The sequence below is a fragment of the Nitrobacter sp. MLSD-S21 genome (genome assembly GCF_058809865.1).
In genome coordinates, this window is record NZ_JBXASZ010000001.1 from 199,871 (window position 1) to 218,098 (window position 18,228).

The 18,228-nt window shown below is 60.5% G+C and carries 18 protein-coding genes; 14 read left to right on the forward strand and 4 right to left on the reverse strand.

Going from position 1 to position 18,228, the window contains the following annotated elements; all coding sequences use genetic code 11:
- The 3 genes from AC1RT6_RS00950 to AC1RT6_RS00960 all read left to right on the forward strand — a co-directional run.
- On the forward strand, positions 1-544 hold a 544-nt coding region (locus tag AC1RT6_RS00950), incomplete at its 5' end, for an NAD-binding protein (RefSeq protein ID WP_493028914.1).
- A 70-nt stretch (positions 545-614) separates the two neighbouring features.
- On the forward strand, positions 615-1,091 hold the full coding sequence (locus AC1RT6_RS00955; RefSeq protein WP_079447157.1) for a MaoC family dehydratase: 477 nt from the start codon (positions 615-617) through the stop codon (positions 1,089-1,091).
- A 30-nt stretch (positions 1,092-1,121) separates the two neighbouring features.
- A complete protein-coding gene (locus AC1RT6_RS00960) occupies positions 1,122-2,354 on the forward strand; it encodes a BaiN/RdsA family NAD(P)/FAD-dependent oxidoreductase (RefSeq protein ID WP_079447156.1) in 1,233 nt (410 codons plus the stop codon).
- Positions 2,355-2,362: 8 nt separating this feature from the next.
- Here the strand turns inward: AC1RT6_RS00960 and AC1RT6_RS00965 are convergent, their stop codons facing one another.
- Both AC1RT6_RS00965 and AC1RT6_RS00970 read right to left on the reverse strand, forming a co-directional pair.
- The gene (locus AC1RT6_RS00965) at positions 2,363-4,177 is read right to left on the reverse strand and encodes an ABC-F family ATP-binding cassette domain-containing protein (protein ID WP_079447155.1); all 1,815 of its coding nucleotides are present in this window, start codon (positions 4,175-4,177) and stop codon (positions 2,363-2,365) included.
- Between the two features lie 4 nt (positions 4,178-4,181).
- Positions 4,182-4,655, reverse strand: a complete 474-nt coding sequence (locus AC1RT6_RS00970) for a YaiI/YqxD family protein (RefSeq protein WP_079447154.1) — start codon at positions 4,653-4,655, stop codon at positions 4,182-4,184.
- A 351-nt stretch (positions 4,656-5,006) separates the two neighbouring features.
- Between AC1RT6_RS00970 and AC1RT6_RS00975 the strand changes: the two genes are divergently transcribed.
- The 9 genes from AC1RT6_RS00975 (at position 5,007) to AC1RT6_RS01015 (ending at position 14,710) form a co-directional block, all read left to right on the forward strand.
- On the forward strand, positions 5,007-6,110 hold the full coding sequence (locus AC1RT6_RS00975) for a Ppx/GppA phosphatase family protein (RefSeq protein ID WP_079447153.1): 1,104 nt from the start codon (positions 5,007-5,009) through the stop codon (positions 6,108-6,110).
- A 119-nt stretch (positions 6,111-6,229) separates the two neighbouring features.
- A complete protein-coding gene (locus AC1RT6_RS00980) occupies positions 6,230-6,601 on the forward strand; it encodes a DUF2946 domain-containing protein (protein ID WP_079447197.1) in 372 nt (123 codons plus the stop codon).
- 92 nt (positions 6,602-6,693) lie between these two features.
- Entirely contained in the window at positions 6,694-9,078 is a 2,385-nt protein-coding gene (locus AC1RT6_RS00985) for a TonB-dependent receptor family protein (protein ID WP_087881166.1), read from the forward strand.
- 16 nt (positions 9,079-9,094) lie between these two features.
- The gene (locus AC1RT6_RS00990) at positions 9,095-10,303 is read left to right on the forward strand and encodes a sialidase family protein (protein ID WP_079447152.1); all 1,209 of its coding nucleotides are present in this window, start codon (positions 9,095-9,097) and stop codon (positions 10,301-10,303) included.
- Positions 10,300-10,794, forward strand: a complete 495-nt coding sequence (locus AC1RT6_RS00995; protein ID WP_079447151.1) for a TlpA family protein disulfide reductase — start codon at positions 10,300-10,302, stop codon at positions 10,792-10,794. Before AC1RT6_RS00990 ends, AC1RT6_RS00995 begins: the two co-directional genes overlap by 4 nt.
- Before the next feature lie 95 nt (positions 10,795-10,889).
- Entirely contained in the window at positions 10,890-11,225 is a 336-nt protein-coding gene (locus AC1RT6_RS01000) for a DUF2946 family protein (RefSeq protein ID WP_493028919.1), read from the forward strand.
- 57 nt (positions 11,226-11,282) lie between these two features.
- A complete protein-coding gene (locus tag AC1RT6_RS01005; protein ID WP_472790200.1) occupies positions 11,283-13,601 on the forward strand; it encodes a TonB-dependent siderophore receptor in 2,319 nt (772 codons plus the stop codon).
- Between the two features lie 186 nt (positions 13,602-13,787).
- Positions 13,788-14,222: a hypothetical protein gene (locus AC1RT6_RS01010; protein WP_079447148.1), complete on the forward strand. Its 435-nt coding sequence runs from the start codon at positions 13,788-13,790 to the stop codon at positions 14,220-14,222.
- Complete coding sequence (locus AC1RT6_RS01015) at positions 14,189-14,710, forward strand: copper chaperone PCu(A)C (protein WP_472790197.1); 522 nt, start codon at positions 14,189-14,191, stop codon at positions 14,708-14,710. The genes AC1RT6_RS01010 and AC1RT6_RS01015 overlap by 34 nt, the downstream gene beginning before the upstream one ends.
- Positions 14,711-14,716: 6 nt before the next feature.
- On the opposite strand, the gene AC1RT6_RS01020 is transcribed toward AC1RT6_RS01015, so the two are convergent.
- Positions 14,717-15,052 (reverse strand): copper-binding protein, encoded by a 336-nt coding sequence (locus tag AC1RT6_RS01020; RefSeq protein ID WP_079447146.1) that lies wholly within the window; start codon positions 15,050-15,052, stop codon positions 14,717-14,719.
- Between the two features lie 250 nt (positions 15,053-15,302).
- Between AC1RT6_RS01020 and AC1RT6_RS01025 the strand changes: the two genes are divergently transcribed.
- Together AC1RT6_RS01025 and AC1RT6_RS01030 are read left to right on the forward strand one after the other, a co-directional pair.
- A complete protein-coding gene (locus tag AC1RT6_RS01025) occupies positions 15,303-15,743 on the forward strand; it encodes a four-helix bundle copper-binding protein (RefSeq protein ID WP_079447145.1) in 441 nt (146 codons plus the stop codon).
- A 58-nt stretch (positions 15,744-15,801) separates the two neighbouring features.
- Positions 15,802-16,506 carry an RlmE family RNA methyltransferase gene (locus AC1RT6_RS01030; protein ID WP_079447144.1) on the forward strand — a complete coding sequence of 235 codons (705 nt, stop codon included), beginning with the start codon at positions 15,802-15,804 and terminating at the stop codon, positions 16,504-16,506.
- Between the two features lie 30 nt (positions 16,507-16,536).
- Here AC1RT6_RS01030 and AC1RT6_RS01035 read toward each other — a convergent pair whose 3' ends face one another.
- Entirely contained in the window at positions 16,537-18,015 is a 1,479-nt protein-coding gene (locus AC1RT6_RS01035) for an MFS transporter (RefSeq protein WP_472790193.1), read from the reverse strand.
- Positions 18,016-18,228: the final 213 nt, after the last annotated feature.

The window sequence follows — 18,228 nt, forward strand, 5'->3', positions numbered from 1 at the left end:
GGGGGGGGGGGGGGCCCCCCCCCCCGCGACGCTGACTTTCATGGCTGGCGGGGAAGTTGAGTCCTTCGAGGCGGCGAAGCCGTTTCTTGAAGCGATGGGCAAGAAGATCATCCATTGCGGCCGTGACGGAGCGGGACAGGCCGCCAAAATCTGCAACAACATGATCCTGGGTGTTTCAATGATCGCGGTGGGCGAGGCCTTCGTGCTTGCGGAAAAGCTCGGCCTGTCTCGCCAAGCGCTGTTCGATGTCGCCTCGACAGCGTCGGGCCAGTGCTGGTCGCTCACGAGCTACTGTCCGGTACCGGGGCTGGTTCCGACCTCGCCCGCGAATAACGACTACAAGCCGGGCTTCGCCTCGGCGATGATGCTCAAAGACCTGACGCTTGCGCAGGAGGCGGCGAAATCTACCGGTGCGGTGACGCCGCTTGGACAGCACGCGCAGGACATCTACAAGGCGTTCGATGCGGCCGGAAACGGGGGGGTCGATTTCTCCGGAATCATCCGGCATATCCGCGCCCTTGCGGAAAACATGGGTGGCCGATGACGATGTGAGGGTGACTTTCTAAAACTTCGAGAGCTCAGAGCTCGGGTCAAAAGCGGGGGAGACGTAAGCTGTGAACGAGGTCTGGAAGCAACCATCGGTCTCGCTCGAAGCCTACAGGCAAATGATCGGTCAGGAGATCGGCGCTTCGTCATGGCACCTGATCGACCAGAAGCGGATCGATCTCTATGCCGATGTGATCGAAGACCGTCAGTTTATCCACGTCGACCCCGAGCGGGCCAAGGAAACAGCGTTCGGCACGACCGTTGCGCATGGATTCCTGACCATGTCGCTGCTCAGCGTCATGTCGCATGAGGTGATTCCGCCGGTCGCCGGTGTGACCATGCGGGTGAACTATGGCTTTGACCGGCTCCGGTTCATATCGCCGGTCAAATCCGGATCGCGCGTCAGGGGCCGTTTCACGCTCACCGAGGCGACGCTTCGCAAGCCCGGCGAACTGCTGTCGCGCACGGCCGTCAGCGTCGAGATCGAGGGCGAGAAGCGGTTGGCGCTTGCCGCCGACTGGCTTGCTCTCCTGTACTTTTCCTGACGGCGCGGAACTAGGGCACATCTTTTTTCGATGCGTGACGTCCTCCAAACCCAAGCTGCGATTGTTGGCGCTGGTCCCGCCGGCCTGATGGCTGCGGAAGTTCTCGCGCGCGGGGGCGTGCGCGTGACCGTGTTCGACGCCATGCCGTCGGCGGGCCGCAAGTTTCTGATGGCGGGGCGCGGCGGCCTCAATCTGACGCACAGCGAGCCGCTGCCGCAATTCCTCGCGCGCTATGGCGCGGCCGTACCCTATCTCAAACCGGCCATCGACGCGTTCACGCCCGAGGCGCTGCGAAAATGGGCCGACGATCTCGGACAACCGACTTTCGTCGGATCAAGCGGACGTGTATTTCCGAAAGTGCTCAAAGCGTCTCCGCTGTTGCGTGCATGGCTTAAGCGGCTTGATGCTCTTGGCGTGACGCTGGAGCTGCGCCATCGCTGGATGGGCTGGGACCACGACGACCGCCTTAAGTTTTGGACGCCTGATGGCGAGCGCATGGTGGCAGCAGATGCGACGATCATGGCGCTTGGCGGCGCGAGTTGGCCGCGACTTGGCTCTGATGGCGCGTGGGTCGAACAGCTCGCGTCCAGAGGGATTGCCATGTCACTGCTGCGACCGGCCAACTGCGCGTTCACCGTGGCATGGAGCGGCATCTTCCGTGATCGCTTCGAAGGCCAACCGCTGAAGAACGTTGCGCTGTCGTTCGGTCCGCACACTGTGCGCGGCGAGGTGCTCATCACGCGTGACGGCATCGAGGGTGGAGGAATCTATGCCCTCTCGGCGATGCTGCGCGAACACATCAACGTTGCGGGGAACGCCGTTCTGCACATCAACCTCCGACCTGATGTACCGACGGATCGACTCGCCGTGCGGTTGAACGTGCCGCGCGGAAAACAGTCCATGTCTAACTGGCTGCGCAAAGCCGCTGGCCTTGCGCCGGTCGCAATCGGACTATTGCAGGAAGCGGCGATCGCTTCTGGACAGCAGTCGGGAACGATGCCGCCGCCAGCGCTTGCGGGGTTTATCCAGTCGGTTCCGATCACTCTGACGGACATCGCGCCGATCGCGCGCGCGATCTCCTCCGCTGGAGGAATTGTGTTCAGCGAGCTTGACGGCGACTACATGATCCGCAGGTTGCCGGGCGTGTTCGCCGCCGGGGAAATGCTGGACTGGGAAGCGCCGACCGGCGGCTATCTGCTCCAGGCCTCGTTCGCGACCGGTGCGGCAGCCGGGCGAGGTGTGCTGAAGTGGTTGCGGCATTAGTCTGGCTCTCAGGCTTCCTCGATCTCCTCGCGGAGCATTTCCAATTCGAGCCAGCGATCCTCAGCTAATTGCAACTCTGTCTGCGCCTTAGCCAGCGCGCCGGAAGCCTTGTCAAAGGCTGCGCGATCCTTCGCATAGAGGTCTGGATCGTCAAGGTGTTGCTGCTGCTTTGCGATCTCGGTTTGAAGTTTTGCGATGGATTTCGGCAGCGTCTCGAGCGCATGTTTCTCGTTGAAGCTGAGCCGTCGCTTGCCAGGGGCGGTGGCTGCAGGTGCGTTCTTCGCAGAACGCTCTGTTTCAGATGCCGGAGTGGATTTCGGCGCCTCGCGCTTCAGATCGGCGCCGCGCTGCGCTAGCATGTCAGTATAGCCGCCGGCGTATTCGACCCAGCGGCCATTGCCTTCGGGGACGATCACCGAGGTCACGACGCGATCCAGAAAGTCGCGGTCGTGACTGATGAGGATGACGGTGCCCTCATAGTCGCCGAGCATGTCCTCCAGCACGTCGAGCGTTTCCAGATCGAGATCGTTGGTCGGCTCGTCCAGCACCAGCAGGTTGGATGGCTTTGCCAGCGCGCGTGCCAGCATCAGGCGTCCGCGCTCCCCGCCGGACAACGCCTCAAGCGGAGTTCGCATCTGCTCCTGGGCGAACAGAAAATCCTTCATGTAGCTGACGACGTGCTTCGGCTTTCCACCAACCATGACGTGATCGCTGCGCCCCCCGGTCAGCGCCTCCATGAGCGTCGATTTCGGGTCGAGGCTTTCTCGGTGCTGGTCAAGCGTCGCCATTTCGAGATTGGCGCCGAGCCGGATCGTGCCGCCGTCTGGCGTCTCGGCTCCCGTGAGCATGTTGATCAGCGTGGTCTTGCCTGCGCCGTTGGGACCGACAATGCCGATGCGGTCGCCGCGCTGGATGCGGATTGAGAACTGATCGACGATCGTTCGCTCATAGGACTTCCCGATGCCCTTTGCCTCGATGACGAGCTTCCCGGACTTGTCGGCCTCGGCCGCGGCGAGGTTCGCGCTGCCGGCTGTGCCGCGATAATCGCGACGTTGCCGACGCAGTTCATGGAGACCAGCGAGCCGCTTGACGTTGCGCTTGCGACGGCCCGAGACCCCATAACGCAGCCAGTGTTCCTCGGCTACGATCTTGCGGTCGAGCTTGTGCTGGTCGCGCTCTTCTTCGGCCAGAACCTCGTCGCGCCATTCCTCGAAATTCGCGAAGCCTCGGTCGATCTGCCGGACCCGGCCGCGATCGAGCCATGCGGTGCTGCGCGAAAGATTGGCCAGGAAGCGCCGGTCATGGCTGATGAGAACCAGCGCGCCGCGCCGCGCGCCGAGTTCACCTTCCAGCCATTCGATGGTGGTGAGATCGAGATGGTTGGTCGGTTCATCAAGCAACAGGATGTCGGGCGAGGGCGCCAGCACGCGCGCCAGCGCAGCGCGCCGGCCTTCTCCACCGGAAAGATGCGCGGGATGCTCCGCGCCGGTGAGGCCGAGCTGTTCGACCAGATAGCGCGCTTGATAGGGATCGTCGCCGGGGCCCATCCCAGCCTCGACATAGGCGAGCGTGGTTTCAAAGCCGGAGAAATCCGGTTCCTGCGGCAAATAACGTACGGTGGCGCCGGGCTGCACGAAGCGGCTGCCGCCGTCAGACGCCATGAGGCCTGCCGCAATCTTCAAGAGTGTTGATTTGCCGGAGCCGTTACGACCGACCAAGCAAAGCCGTTCGGATTCCGATACCGTGAGTTCGACGCCGGACAGCAGCGGTGTGCCGCCAAATGTCAGCGCGATATCTTTTAGCTGAATCAGCGGCGGCGCCATCGTCTCAACCCTGCTGTGTCGCGCAGGTGCGCTGGATACGGCGGATGGCTTTGTCGAGCTCCGACAGGAATGCGGAGCGGTCGCGTGGCTGGAACGAGCGCGGGCCACCCGTCACTTCGCCGCTCGCGCGTAGGTCGGTCATCAGGTTGCGGACTGCGAGCGTCATCCCAATCGACTGCTCCGTGAATGGCTTTCCGTTCGGCGCGATCACGCTAGCGCCCGCCTTGACGCAGCGGCTCGCCAGCGGAATATCCGCGGTGATGACGATATCATTCTTGCCGGCGCGTTCTGCGATCCAGTCATCGGCAGCATCCATGCCCGGCCCGGCCGCAATTCGCTCGATCAAGGGGTCGTCAGGCACACGGATATACGTACCTGCGACCACGATGACAGGTACGCTGTGACGTACCGCGACGCGATAAATTTCGTCCTTCACCGGACACGCATCGGCGTCAACGTAGATGCGAATGGAGGTCAATGGCGGATCATCTGCTGCGCGGACATCATGGCAGCGCGTGTTACTCCATGTGAGGGAGGATTGCGAGCGGGCGAGCCAAAGCCTTCGATTGGCGCACAAGAGGGTGCATGCTGCCGTCAACGATATATCTGTGGTTGTACGAAATTGATTTTGCGACGCAATAGAGCGGGGAAGTTGTAAAATTGCGCTTGGCTTTTGATGTTTTCCTGTTTGCTCGGTCAAATCGTCCCGGCGATCCGAATGACCCTGACCTAGGAGTCTATGGGCGGTTGCGCTCGCGGTCTGCGCTGCTAAACTTCCGGAAAAATATTGTCTCGTAGGCCGCTCGAGTGGCCGCGGAAAGACGGATACATGGATGATGATATCCAGCGTTGCGTTGATACCGGATCGCGCGACAGCTTTCTGGGATTGGAAGCCGCGATGACCGCGGCGAGCGCTATCCGTTCTTCGCCGAGCGCCGATGCCGGCGTTTATGCTGCCCTCGATCTCGGCACCAACAATTGCCGGTTGCTGATCGCCTCTCCGACAGGCGGCAGTTTTCGCGTGATCGATTCGTTTTCGCGAATTGTCCGGCTAGGCGAAGGCATCTCATCGACCGGGCATATCAGCGAGGCGGCGATCGAGCGGACTATCGCCGCGCTCGCCATATGCCGCGACAAGATCCGCGTCAGGAAAGCGGGCCGCCTGCGGCTGATCGCGACAGAGGCGTGCAGGGCGGCGTCGAACGCCGAGAATTTTCGTACCCGCGTTGCTGCCGCCACGGGCATTCAGCTCGAGGTGATCGATCGGGAGACGGAAGCCGCACTTGCGGTAATCGGCTGCTCGCCGCTGGTTCATCCGAAAGCGAGCGGCGCGATCCTGTTCGACATCGGCGGCGGCTCGACGGAGCTCGTTCGCATAGAGCGCCGTCGCGAAGGCGACCTGCGCACCATGGCTTGGATGTCGCTTCCGGTTGGTGTCGTAACGCTAGCTGAGCGTTTTGGCGGGCACGACATAACGCCGCAATCTTACGCTTCCATGGTGAATGAGGTCACCGGCCATCTTGCGGTGTTTGCGGCTGCCCATGGCCGCGATCTCTACGGAATGCACCTTCTCGGCACCTCGGGCACGGTGACGACGCTTGGCGGTCTCCATCTCGGCCTGGCGCGCTACGATCGCCGCAAGGTTGACGGTATCTGGATGAACGATATCGAGGTGACCCAGGTCATCGCGCGGCTCTGCGGCATGGATTATGAAAAACGGGTGGCAAACGGCTGCATCGGGATTGAGCGTGCCGACCTGGTTCTGGCGGGCTGCGCCATCCTGGATGCCATTCGACGAGCCTTTCCTTTGCCGCGTCTGCGAGTAGCGGATCGTGGTCTGCGGGAGGGTATGCTGGTCGAAATGATGCGCGAAGATGGCGCACTCAACGGAGCTGACCACCAAAAGGATGTTTCTCCGGATTGCCGGGCGTGACCCGGTAATCTATCCCGAACAGCCCCTACCGATTTGAATTCGATGGGCCGAAATCGAGAGGGTCGTCTAGACACCCGAATTCCGGCATGATAGTTCCCGGCAGCGAAAGGCTGGGGATTATGCGTCGGCGGCTGGGGCGATTTCTTCCGATCGTCATGTTTGCGATGCTGGTGCAGATATTTGCACCCATTGCCGCATGCCTGGCATTCAGCACCGTCTCTGCCGCCCCGCTAGCGGGTGCGATATGTTCGCATGCCGCCGCGGATACGAGTTCTCCGCAACACCGTGAGACCGACCCTCAGCAGACACACGGCGTCTGCTGTACGTTGTGTGTGGTCCACGCCGCAACCCCACCTCCCGACTCGCAAGCGGCTGCTGTCAGCTTCGCACGTGACGCAACCGCCGTCGTCTGGCGCGGCTTGGGATTCGGGTTGCCGCCATTCGCGGTTGCCTCCCACGCGCAGGCGCGTGCTCCTCCGGCTATTTCCTGATTCAGCAAATCCGCACGATCGCCGTGACTGCGGCGGTGATCCGGTCTGTTTGATTAAATGCTCAGGGCGATCGCCCGCATCGGGAATATCCTATGTTTTGCTCTCGTTTCTTTTCGGGCGCTGGCGCGCTCGCATTGCATTCGGCGTTGCTCGCTGTTTGCAGCGATGCTGCCGCTCAGACTGCCGCCCAGACACTTCCGGGCATCACGGTCGAAGCCCCGCGCCGTGCCCAGGCCAGTCCGCGCAAAAAGCGGTCGGTCGCTCACCGCGACGCTCCGAGATCATCTCCCCGGCCGCAGCCGGCCGTCGTCGTAAGGCCGTCGCCAGTCTCCACAGATGCGCAACTTGCGATCCTTCATCAGGCGCCGACCGGACAGCCCCAGACAACGATCGGCCGCGATCTATTCGCCAACAGGCCCGCGTTCTCCGTGGCCGACGTGTTGCGCGACAGTCCCGGCATTTCCATCAAGCAAGGGAACGGTCCCAGGGACTTCGGCATCTCGATTCGCGGGTCGAACGCGCGCAACGGCTTCGCCATTCGCAATCTGGTGATCTTTGATGACGGCTTCCCGGTCACCCAGCCTGATGGACTGTCCCGCAGCGACCTGATCGATCCTCGCGCCTACGGGGCCATCGACGTCATTCGGGGGCCGTCGTCCGCACTCTACGGCAATTATGCGACCGGCGGTGCGCTGAACTTCAGGACCCGTCGCGGCGCCGACATCAACGGCGTCGAGTACGGCGTCGATGGCGGGAGCTACGGATACCTCAACAACTATCTGACTGCCGGCAAGAAAGTCGGAAACTTCGAAGGCTCTCTGTTCGCAAGTGACGCGCGTAGCGATGGTTTTCTGGGCAACAGTTGGTTCAACACTCAGACCGTGAATTTCCTGGGGACACTACAGGCGACGCCGGACGATCGTTTCACATTCAAGCTGATCAACAACACGCTGGATACGCGCCTCCCGATCCGGTCCTCACTCAATCAATTCTACATCAACCCCTTTCAGCGAGGCTGTGAAACGGCCGCAACGGCCGCTCCCGGCTGCGGCACGATTACGTTGTTCAATAACGGCTTCAACACAGCCAACGGGACCAGTCGCCAAACGGCCGAGCAGGCCAGGCTCGGCCGCGACGATCGCCGGACGATCGTGGGCGGACGCTGGGAGCATGATTTCGATAACCAGACCACCTGGCGCAACCAATTCGTGTTCGACGATCGCAATATCAACCAGCCGACCGGCGCCACGAGCGCGATCGGCGATTACCCATCCTATAACTTCATGAGCGACCTCGTCAGGCGGAGCGATCTCCTGGGAATGGATTCCACCAGCTACCTTGGCGCGTTTTACAACACCCTGAGTTGGTCGGGTGACACATACAATGTGGCGCCTGGAGGAACGCGCGGTCAGTTACAGTCGAACGTCACCGGAGAGCACACCAACTATGGTGTCCGTGCGCGCGAAGAACTGCGGCTCACCAACGCATGGACCGCTATTGCGGGGATCGGGTGGGAGACAACCCATTTAAACGGCGTCAATACAGCTTACACCTATACCGGGCCAACGGGTATTACGACCACGACCATCAGAAGCACGGATCGCCAATTCCAGAACACCGCGCCGGAATTCGCGCTTCAATACCGCGCGGACAAAGACTGGCTTCTCCGTGCGCGGGTCGCGACCGGCTATGGAACGCCACAGGTCGGCAACCTGTTCGTGCTGCCAAACGGTCAGAACGGCAACAATACGCAGCTCAATCCCCAAAGGAATCTCGGCTACGATCTCGGCTTTGACTGGACGCCGGACCCCACGGTCAGGGTAAGCGCGACAGGCTTCTACGAGTTTTTCCGCGACGAACTGGTCACGCAGGCAACGCCCCTCGGCTCGCCCAACTCAAGCTATACGTTCAACGCCCCGAAATCCGAGCACCGTGGCTTCGAACTCTTGGCGCAATGGCGTTTCCTGCCAAGTTGGCGTGTGACCACCGCCTATACCTATCTCGACCAGATCTACACGAGCTACACCGAGAATATCACCAATGGTGCCGTTTTCGGTTTCAATCGCGCGGGCAACAAGATTCCCGGTATTTCGCCGAACGAGCTGACGGCAAGGCTTTCCTACGACCAGCTCTCGGGCGCCCTGAAAGGCGTTGGCGCATTCGTTGAGTTTCAGTGGAGGGACGCATTCTATATGGACAATGCCAATCTCCTGAAAGCGCCCGGCTACGAACTCGTCAATCTCAATCTGCACTACGACACGCCCCTGCAATCCGAGTATCTTAACTCGCTTCATGCTTATTTCGAGGTGCGGAACGTCTTCGACAGGACATATGTAGCGTCCGCCAATAACATCGCGAACACGGTAACCGGAGCGGGCGTTCAAAACCCCGCGAGCGTTTTGGCTAACACCGGCGGCTCCATCTATGCCGGATCGCCACGCATGTTCATCGCCGGAATGAGATTTGCGTTTCGGTAGCAAAGGTGGGCTGACTATGATCAGAACAGCAATCGTCGCTGCGATCGCGATCCTCTGCCAGGGCGTGGCAAACGCGCAGATGAGCCATCACCACGTATCAGAGGCTGCCTGTGATACGACCGAACTGCGATGCGCGACCAAGGTTACGCCGGCATTCGCCCCAGACGGGACCTTGTGGCTGGCGTGGATGGCAGGTGGGCGCATACTGGTGGCGAGCTCCAAGGATCGTGGAAAAACCTTTTCAGCGCCAGTCGCGGTCGTTGATCGGCCGCTTGATCTCGATTGGGGACCTGATGCGCGTCCCAAGATGGTCGTTGACCAGCACAACCGGATCGCCATCGCCTTTTCGATTTTCAGGGACAAGAACTTCAACGGCGAGGTGCTGTACACACGCTCGGTTGATGGAGGTCACAGCTTTAGCAAGCCGGAATCCATTACATCGAACAAGGAAAGCCAACGCTTCGAGCAGCTCGCACTGGATGCCGACGGTTCGGTCTTCGTGGCCTGGCTCGACAAACGCAACCGGGCGCAAGCGCGCGCGGCCAATCAAACGTATAAGGGAGCGGCTTTGTTCTTCGCATGGTCGAAGGACGGCGGCGGGTCGTACACCGAGGCTCGCATGTTGAAGGACAGCACTTGCGAGTGCTGCCGGATATCCGTTGCGTTTGCGGGTTCTGGCCGGCCCGCCGTACTGTTTCGCAATATCTTCCCGGGCAGCGTTCGGGACCACGCGATCGTCACCCTCGGGGATCCAGCTACGCCGGGAGAGATCCATCGCGTCAGTCAAGACAACTGGAAGACCGAGGCGTGCCCGCACCAGGGGCCGAGCCTCGCCATTTCGCCGAAGGGAATCTATCACGCGGTCTGGTTCACCAGCGGCGAAGCTCGAAAGGGTTTGTTCTATGCGCGCTCGACGAACGGCGGACAGACGTTTTCCGAGCCCATGGCTCTTGGCAGGCCGGACCGGAGCGCGTCACGCCCCTACGTCTTAGCGAGCGCCTCTGGCACCGCGATTGTCTGGAAAGAGTTCGACGGCGAGAAGACAACCGTGAAGCTTATAAAGTCCGTCGATGATGGGGAAAACTGGTCGCAACCGCAGGTCGTTGCTGAGACAGTTGACGCGTCTGATCATCCTTTGCTTGTCGGGAATGGACGCGAGGTCTTCTTGTCCTGGATGACCAAGGCCGACGGCTACCACATCATGCCGATCGAGGGCGCGCCATGAAGCGTTACTTGTGGCTGTTCGTGTTTGCTCTGACACTTCTCTCGCACCCCCTCGCGGCGCACGATCAATTGCGCTCGTTCCAGCGCGGAAGCTGGCAAACCATTCTCGATGCGCATGCCGGCCGTCCAATGATGGTCAATTTCTGGGGCGTCACTTGCGGCCCTTGCAAGGTTGAGCTGCCGCTGCTCGGGAGTTTCGTCAGAAACAATCCGGGTGTCGACGTCGTAACGGTCAATGCCGATCTCGTTCCGAACCCGCGCGAAGCTGCACTCTCAATGCTGCATAAGGCCGGACTATCTTCGGTCGAGAACTGGACCTTCAGCGACGGTTTCGTCGAACGACTGCGTTATGAGATCGATCCCAGCTGGCAAGGCGACATCCCTCGAACGATGTTGATTGCGCGCGATGGCAAAGTCACGACGGTTGAGGGCATTGTCGATCTCGCCAAGATAAAGAAATGGTTCGGAAGCCAGATGATCGAAACAAGATGAGGGAGATCTGCGCTGAACTCTCAAGAAACCTGAGCGGGTGGCGGAAAGGTTGAGGGATTATGCGTCGGTGGCTGGGACGATTTCTTCCAATTGCCATGTTTGCGATGCTGGTGCAGACATTCACGCCAATCGCGTCGTCCCTGGCATTCAGCATAATCGCCGCCGATCCGCTGGCAGGTGCGATATGTTCGGTCGCTCCCGATGCGAGCTCTCAGCAAGACCGTGAGACCGACTCGCAGCAAACTCATAGCGCCTGCTGTGCATTGTATTGCGTCGTCCACGCCGCGACACCGCCCGCCGACCCCCAAGCCGTCGCCGTCAACATCGCGCGTGACGCAACCGCCGTTGTGTGGCGCGGTCTGGCCTTTGGGTTGCCGCCATTCGCGATCGACTCCCACGCGCAGGCGCGCGGTCCTCCTCACATCTCCTGAGCCAAAACAAACTGCACCAGAAGTGCTTCTGTTTTCCGTCTCGGAGAGAGAAAAGTCATGTCTATCCGTTTGTTCGTGCGCTGCTGTGCGGCGCGCGCAACGTCTGCTGTCGCGATTTCCTTTGTGGTCAATGGCGCCGCGGCGCAGGAACGGCCCGCGCCGCGAGGTGAGGGCGTCACGCTGCCGCCGATCACGGTGGTTACGAGCCAGGTTGCGAAGCGCAAACTGAAACGCACCGCAGCCAGGCCGGTGGCGCGGGCTATCGCAACGTCCAGCCAGCCCGCGCGCACCGATGCGCCGGCTGCCGCGGCGCTAGCGGAGAAGGGGACCGGTTTCGGCACCCGAACCGGCGACAGCGTCGGTAAGGGTTACGCGATGCCCTACGCCACCAGCGCCACCAAGATGAACGGGCGGGTGTTTGAGACGCCGTATTCAATCCAAACCGTTCCGAGCGACATTATCAGAGACCAGGCCGTGACGACGATCAGCGAAGCGCTGAAGAACGTCAGCGGAGTGCAGATCGACCGTCAAGGCGTTTACGACGGAATCACGCTGCGCGGCTTCGCACAGGGTTTTGATCGATGGATCTACCGGGATGGCGCGCCGTTCCGGAATTCCAGGTTCGACTTCGCGAATATCGATCGGGTCGAAGTGTTGAAGGGAACGGCGGGCGGCATCTACGGACGCATCGATCCCGGCGGCCTGATCAACATGATAACCAAAAAGCCGCTTGCGACGCCATATTACTCGATCCTGCAGGAAGTCAGCAATCTCGGCTATCGCACCGCCGCAGATGCTACCGGCCCGCTCACAAAGGACGGCTCGCTGCGCTATCGCGCCATCGCGGCGTTCGAGGATCGCGATTCGTTCCGTGATTTCGTTGACTCTCGGAACGTTCTGTTATCGCCGTCCATGAGTTGGGACGTGACGCCGACCACCGAGCTTTATGTGAACTACGAATACAGGCGCATGGAGCAGGTCTTCGACCTCGGCATTCCCGTATACAATAATGTGATCCCGGACGTTCCGCGCAGCCGCTTTTATGGACTGAAAGATCAGCCCCCTAGCGTAATCGAAACTCATCTGGTCGATGCGATCTTGACACAGAAGCTCGCCGAAGGCTGGACTGCGAAAGTACGCGGGACCTTCAACCATGACGTGACGCTGTCTTACGATTCCGAGCCGGGTGGATCGCTCGTGGCTCCCGGTTTCACCGACATTTATTATTCCAAGTTCGTCGGTGTTTCCGACAGCCATTTCGTCGAGGCGTCGATCACGGGCGACACCCAGATCACGCAAGACATCCGCAACCGCCTGTTCGCAAGCGCCGAGTCCTACCACAGCGAACAAAACTCGGGCCGCAACGGCACAACCGATCCAGCGATCGTTCGCCCGCTCAATATTCAGAACCCGGTCTACCAGAGCTGGCGGGAAGTCGCTGACCTTCCGCTGACGATCGGAGCGCCATCCTTTACGGAGTGGCGCGCTGTCAGCTTCCAGGACCAGGTGACCTTGTTCGACAGGCTGGATCTGATTGCCGGCGGCCGCTGGGACTGGAGCAATGCCGGTAGCGGATCATGTGCATTGAGCGGCGGCGCGACGGGCTGTCCGCCGTCCACGCCGATGGACGCCAAGGCGTTCGACGTCTTCAAGCCCCGCGCCGGCATTAACTTCCGGGTCACGCCGGAGGTCGCCCTGTTCACCAGCTATTCGGAATCGTTCGGTCCCATTGTCGGATTTGGGAGGCTTTTGGATGGCTCCTTGCCCGATCCGACTGAAGCCAGGCAATACGAGGCTGGCGCGAAGTTTCAAACGTCTGATGGCCGCCTCAACGCTACGGTGGCCACATACGATCTGACCAGAACCAACATCGTAACGCCCATACCGGGGAACCCGACTTTTGTTAATCAGATTGGCGAGGCACGCTCACGTGGCGTCGAGGTGGACGTCGCCGGACATCTGACGGAACGCCTTCAGGTGATGGCCAACTATGCCTACACCGATGCGCGCATCACCAAGGACACGACGCCCACCGGCGATCCGGGCAACGTCGGGCATAGACTGTACAACATCCCCCTTCACCAGGGCGGCATCTGGCTTCAGTACAGTCTGCCGTCGGGGTGGCGATTTGGCGCGGGCGCTTTCGCGGCAAACAACCGAGGGGGCAACAACGAGAACACGTTCAAGATCGGCGACTACATTCGTGTCGACACCAACGTATCCTATAGCTGGGATACCGGCTTCGGAAAGGCGACGGCGCAGTTCAACGTCACCAACCTGTTCGATGAAAGGTACTACGCAAGCGCCACGTATACGCCGGGAGTACTGCCTGCGCCGGGGCGCACCTTCATCGCCCGGTTGAGGTTCGAGCACTGAACGAGGACTCTGCGACCGGAGCGCGCGCCGGACCAGCGTGCGCGTTCGCCGCTCACAGATTGCCATGAATGGGTTCGCGATGCGCAGACGCTTCTGGGTGTTGGTCCATCGATACGTCGGCCTCTATCTTGCGTTCTTTCTCGTTATCGCCGGTACGACCGGAAGTCTTCTGGCTTTTTTAACGAGTTGAACGGCTGGCTTCAGCTCGATTTGATGCATGCCGAAGCCGATGGGCGCGACATGATCGATCCGTTCGAGTTGCGGGAGCGCGCGCTCCTGCACGCGCCGGGCGTCTTTATCGACAGTGTCGATCTGACACGAACGCCCGAGCATAGCTATGTGGCTTGGGTGCGCCACCGTGCCGAGCGAGAGCCGGATGACACGCCGTTCAGTGTTATCATTCTGGACCCCGTATTCAGGGCGGGAGCTGGCGCGCCGCATGCGGGGAAATTCCTGGCCGCCGACAGCCGAGGCGATCATGGAGTTCGTCTATGCCCTGCATTATCGATTGTTGCTGAACCAGATCGGAATCTGGCTATTCGGAATCGCGGCTCTGATATGGACGGCGGCTTGACGGAGATCAGGCAATGCTCGATCTTTTTCATTGGCAGTTCATCATGAGTGAAACAGGGTCAATGACATCGAAACTCTTCTGCGTTGCGGTCGCCTGTGCTTTGCTGGCAACCGCGAGAGCCGCCTCGGCGGAGGATTTCAAAGCAGGTGATATTGTGATTTCGCGCCCGTGGTCGCGAGCGACGCCGGCGGGAGCGCAAGTCGGCGCTGGCTATCTCGTCGTTGAAAACCGTGGGAGCTTGCCTGACCGCTTTCTCGGTGGCTCGGTGGAGGCTGCAACGGGTTTCGAGCTTCACGATATCGTGCTCGAGGGCGGCATCATGAAAATGCGTCAGCTGACGGGCATCGATCTGCCACCAGGAAGTTCCATTGAGGCAAAGCCGGGCGGACTTCACATCATGTTCGTGGGCCTCTTGCATCCGCTGGCTGCGGAAGAGAAGGTTCGAGGTGCCTTGCAGTTCGAGCACGCTGGTAGAATCGAGGTAAAATTCAAGGTAATCGGGATGGGAGCGCGGCCGCCGGGCGGCGGCGATTGAGGAAACTCATTTGGCAGGCTCGATAACTTTGATATCTCGAATTGTATAGGTCTTACCTTCGAGTTGGAATTCGACCTTGTCGCCCGGCTTCACGTGATCGCTCAATGTGCGCGGATCGACCTGGAACAGCATTTCCATCGCTGGCATTAAGCCCTCGATTTTTTGGTGGTTGATCGTCAGCGAGCCGGTCGCCGGATTGATCGCCGTCACAACTCCAACCCCTCGATAAAAGCCATTCGACGGTTCTTGAGCCTGAACCAGCAAGAGCTGTGTGTGCGGAACCCCGGCGACCGGATGGTCTCCAGGAAAGAAAGCTTCAACCCTCTCGAGATGGAGGGTCATCACCGTGGTCGCGGCTACGACTGCGCACCTGAAGATAAGTTTTCTCACGACATATTCCGTTCTCAGGCATGGGCGTCCGCGCACGCGCGTTCGCGGGCCACAGAGACTTACATGAGAAACGCCGGTTTGGGAAAGTGGCGGGTCCGCCGGTCGTCTCGCACCCTATCGCGTCCGCTTGATGTGAGGCGGTCGGGATTATACTGTCGTAAGGTTCCAAGATGGTATCGATTCAATCAGCGAGGAGATAATCATGCACCGTCGTGAATTCGTGGCTACCATGGGGACTGCGGCAGCAGTTTTATCGGCGGCGCAGGCCTTCGCCGTCCCCGCAAGTGCGGCGCCAGCCGAATCGATGCATCCCACGAAATACAAAGCTCTCGAGGAGGCGACCAATCATTGCGTCTCCAAGGGAGAGGCGTGCATGCGGCATTGCCTCGGCATGTTGAGCATGAAGGACACGAGCATGGCCGGTTGTACGAACGCGACCTATCAGATGATGGCCGCATGCGGCGCATTGCGGACGCTGGCAGCCGTCAACTCGTCCTACGTTCCCGCTCTTGCCAAGGTCATTGCGCAGGTGTGCGTGGACTGTCAGAAGGAATGCGAGAAATTTCCGGATGTGGCAGAATGCAAGGCGTGCGGCGACTCTTGCAAGACCTGCGCCGAGGAATGTCGCAAGATTTCCGCTTAACGTCTTCCAGCCTGTCGGCGCGCGGGAGGTTGTGCAAGTCCGGGCAGGATGGTTAGACATGGCGAAAGATACCACCGGCCGGCTGCACGTGACCGTCAAGACCGGCGGTAAACGAAAGCTGTCGTCCAAGCTCTGGCTGGAGCGGCAGCTCAACGATCCCTATGTGGCGCAGGCGAAGCGTGAAGGCTGGCGTTCCCGCGCGGCCTTCAAGCTGATCGAAATGGACGACAAGTATCATTTCCTGAAACCCGGGCTGGCGGTGGTCGATCTCGGCGCGGCGCCCGGCGGCTGGAGCCAGGTGGCTGCAAAGCGTGTCGGTGTCGCCGAAGGCAAAGGTAAAGTGATTGCCATCGATCTTTTGGAGATGCCGGAGATCGTCGGCGTGACGTTTGCCCGGCTCGATTTCCTTGACAACAGTGCCCCCGACAAGCTGCTCGCGATGATGGACGGGGGCGCGGATATTGTGCTTTCCGATATGGCCGCCAACACTACCGGCCATCGCAAGACGGACCAGCTCCGGATCGTAGGTCTCGTCGAGAGCGCGGCGGCATTTGCGGTCGACGTGCTGCGGCCCGGCGGGACGTTTATTGCAAAAGTCTTCCAGAGCGGGGCGGACGCCGGTCTGCTTTCGCAGCTCAAACGCGACTTTCATACGGTCCGGCATGTGAAGCCCGCTGCGAGCCGGCAGGATTCATCGGAACGCTATGTCGTGGCGACAGGCTTTCGCGGGCGGCCGCCTATGACGGCCGCTAATCGAGCTTAAAGCGGGTCAGAACCGCAAACCTGTTGTGCTTCAGCTCAGCTTCTGATCGCGGGCGGTAACTGTTTCGCGAGAGGTTTCCTCCTCAGCCTCGGATTCCCGGGTAGGATCGGAAATGACCACCATGCGCCGACCGGAAACCTGATGGCCGGAATCGGCGGGCATCCGCACGAAATAAAAAGTGGACATCGCTGAAAGCACGGAGACGACGAGAAATCCAGAGCCGAAATCGGCTGCTGTCAATTCCGTGCTGTGATGGTACAGCATCGTGGCTTCAACCGAGAACGCGCCGATGGCGACGCCCGTCGAAATCGCCAGTTGCTGACTGACGCTGGCGAGCGTGGTCGCGCGGCTCATTCGTTCCGGCTCGACGTCCGCATAGGCGAGGGCGTTGATCGCGGTAAACTGCAACGAGCGGAAGAAACCGCCGACGACCAGAATGATCATGATCAGCAGCAGCGGCGTCGTGATAGTGAACAGCGCGCAGGCGGCGAGGAAGACGGAACTGACGACCGCGTTGACAGTCATGATGTTGCGGAAGCCGAAGGCGCGGATGATGCGGGCGGCGAGTGTCTTCATGCCCATGGCGCCGACCGCCGATGAAAATGTCACGAGCCCAGAGCCGAACGGCGACAGGCCGAAGCCAACCTGCATCAGAAGCGGCAGCAGGAACGGTAGCGCGCCGACGCCGACGCGAAACAGGAACCCGCCATACATGCTGGCCCGGAACGTCGGCAGGCGCAGCAGAGTGAGATCCAGCACCGGGGAGTCGGTGCGTCTTGCGTGCATCATATAGGCCGCCATCGAGACCGACCCGACCCCGATCAACGCAGCTACAACCGTCCATGGCAGGAGGTTGAGACCGGCGACTGAAAGCCCGAAGGCGATGCCGCCGACCCCCACGCCCGCCAGCACCATTCCGTAAAGGTCGAAGCGTTCGGGATTGTCGCTGCGGATCGGGTCGATGTAGCGCTGCGCCATGAAGATACCGACCAGGCCGACCGGAATGTTGATCAGAAAAATCCAATGCCATGAGAAATAGGTGGTGATGAAGCCGCCCAGCGGCGGACCGATCACCGGCCCGATCAGGGCGGGCACCGTCACCCATGCCATCGCGTTGACGAGCGCGCTCTTGTCGATCGAACGCAGCAGCACCAGCCGGCCGACCGGCGTCATCATTGCACCGCCCAGCCCTTGCAGGGTCCGGGCGATCACAAAATCCGTCACCGATGAGGATAGCGCGCAGCCGATTGAGCCGATCATGAACACCACGATGGCCGCGCTGAAGACGGAGCGCGCACCGAACCGGTCCGCGGTCCAGCCGCTTGCCGGAATAAATACTGCCAGCGACAGAAGGTAGGACGTGATCGCGAGCTTCAGGGTCAGCGGGCTGGTGCCGATGTCGGCGGCGACCGCCGGCAGCGATGTCGCGATCACCGTCGAGTCCATGTTTTCCATGAACAGGGCGGCGGCGACGATCAGCGGAATTAACTGCTGTTTTTTCAATGACATAGCGGTTTATCTCGGGAGCCGTAACTACCGTAAACGGCACGATTTGGTAGGAATTTGCACCCGTTTCCGGGCAGAATCCGGGAAATTTCAAAGGCACGAGATAACGAACTCTAAGTGAAAGCAGCTCTTCGAGAGCATCGCGTTTTTGGATCAGTGTGTATCCCGACGCGAAAATAATGCTGTTGCGTTATGCCTTGCCTTTCATGTCCGACA

Bases quoted from the DNA above. Each gene is read 5' to 3' on its own strand.
- AC1RT6_RS00965 (WP_079447155.1), bottom strand. From the start codon at position 4,177: ATGGCGCCGCCGCTGATTCAGCTAAAAGATATCGCGCTGACATTTGGC.
- AC1RT6_RS01000 (WP_493028919.1), top strand. From the start codon at position 10,890: ATGTTTGCGATGCTGGTGCAGACATTCACGCCAATCGCGTCGTCCCTG.
- AC1RT6_RS01025 (WP_079447145.1), top strand. From the start codon at position 15,303: ATGCACCGTCGTGAATTCGTGGCTACCATGGGGACTGCGGCAGCAGTT.
- AC1RT6_RS00985 (WP_087881166.1), top strand. From the start codon at position 6,694: ATGTTTTGCTCTCGTTTCTTTTCGGGCGCTGGCGCGCTCGCATTGCAT.
- AC1RT6_RS01020 (WP_079447146.1), bottom strand. From the start codon at position 15,052: ATGACCCTCCATCTCGAGAGGGTTGAAGCTTTCTTTCCTGGAGACCAT.
- AC1RT6_RS01015 (WP_472790197.1), top strand. From the start codon at position 14,189: ATGCTCGATCTTTTTCATTGGCAGTTCATCATGAGTGAAACAGGGTCA.
- AC1RT6_RS01035 (WP_472790193.1), bottom strand. From the start codon at position 18,015: ATGTCATTGAAAAAACAGCAGTTAATTCCGCTGATCGTCGCCGCCGCC.
- AC1RT6_RS00990 (WP_079447152.1), top strand. From the start codon at position 9,095: ATGATCAGAACAGCAATCGTCGCTGCGATCGCGATCCTCTGCCAGGGC.
- AC1RT6_RS00980 (WP_079447197.1), top strand. From the start codon at position 6,230: ATGCGTCGGCGGCTGGGGCGATTTCTTCCGATCGTCATGTTTGCGATG.
- AC1RT6_RS00960 (WP_079447156.1), top strand. From the start codon at position 1,122: ATGCGTGACGTCCTCCAAACCCAAGCTGCGATTGTTGGCGCTGGTCCC.
- AC1RT6_RS01030 (WP_079447144.1), top strand. From the start codon at position 15,802: ATGGCGAAAGATACCACCGGCCGGCTGCACGTGACCGTCAAGACCGGC.
- AC1RT6_RS01005 (WP_472790200.1), top strand. From the start codon at position 11,283: ATGTCTATCCGTTTGTTCGTGCGCTGCTGTGCGGCGCGCGCAACGTCT.
- AC1RT6_RS00995 (WP_079447151.1), top strand. From the start codon at position 10,300: ATGAAGCGTTACTTGTGGCTGTTCGTGTTTGCTCTGACACTTCTCTCG.
- AC1RT6_RS00975 (WP_079447153.1), top strand. From the start codon at position 5,007: ATGGATGATGATATCCAGCGTTGCGTTGATACCGGATCGCGCGACAGC.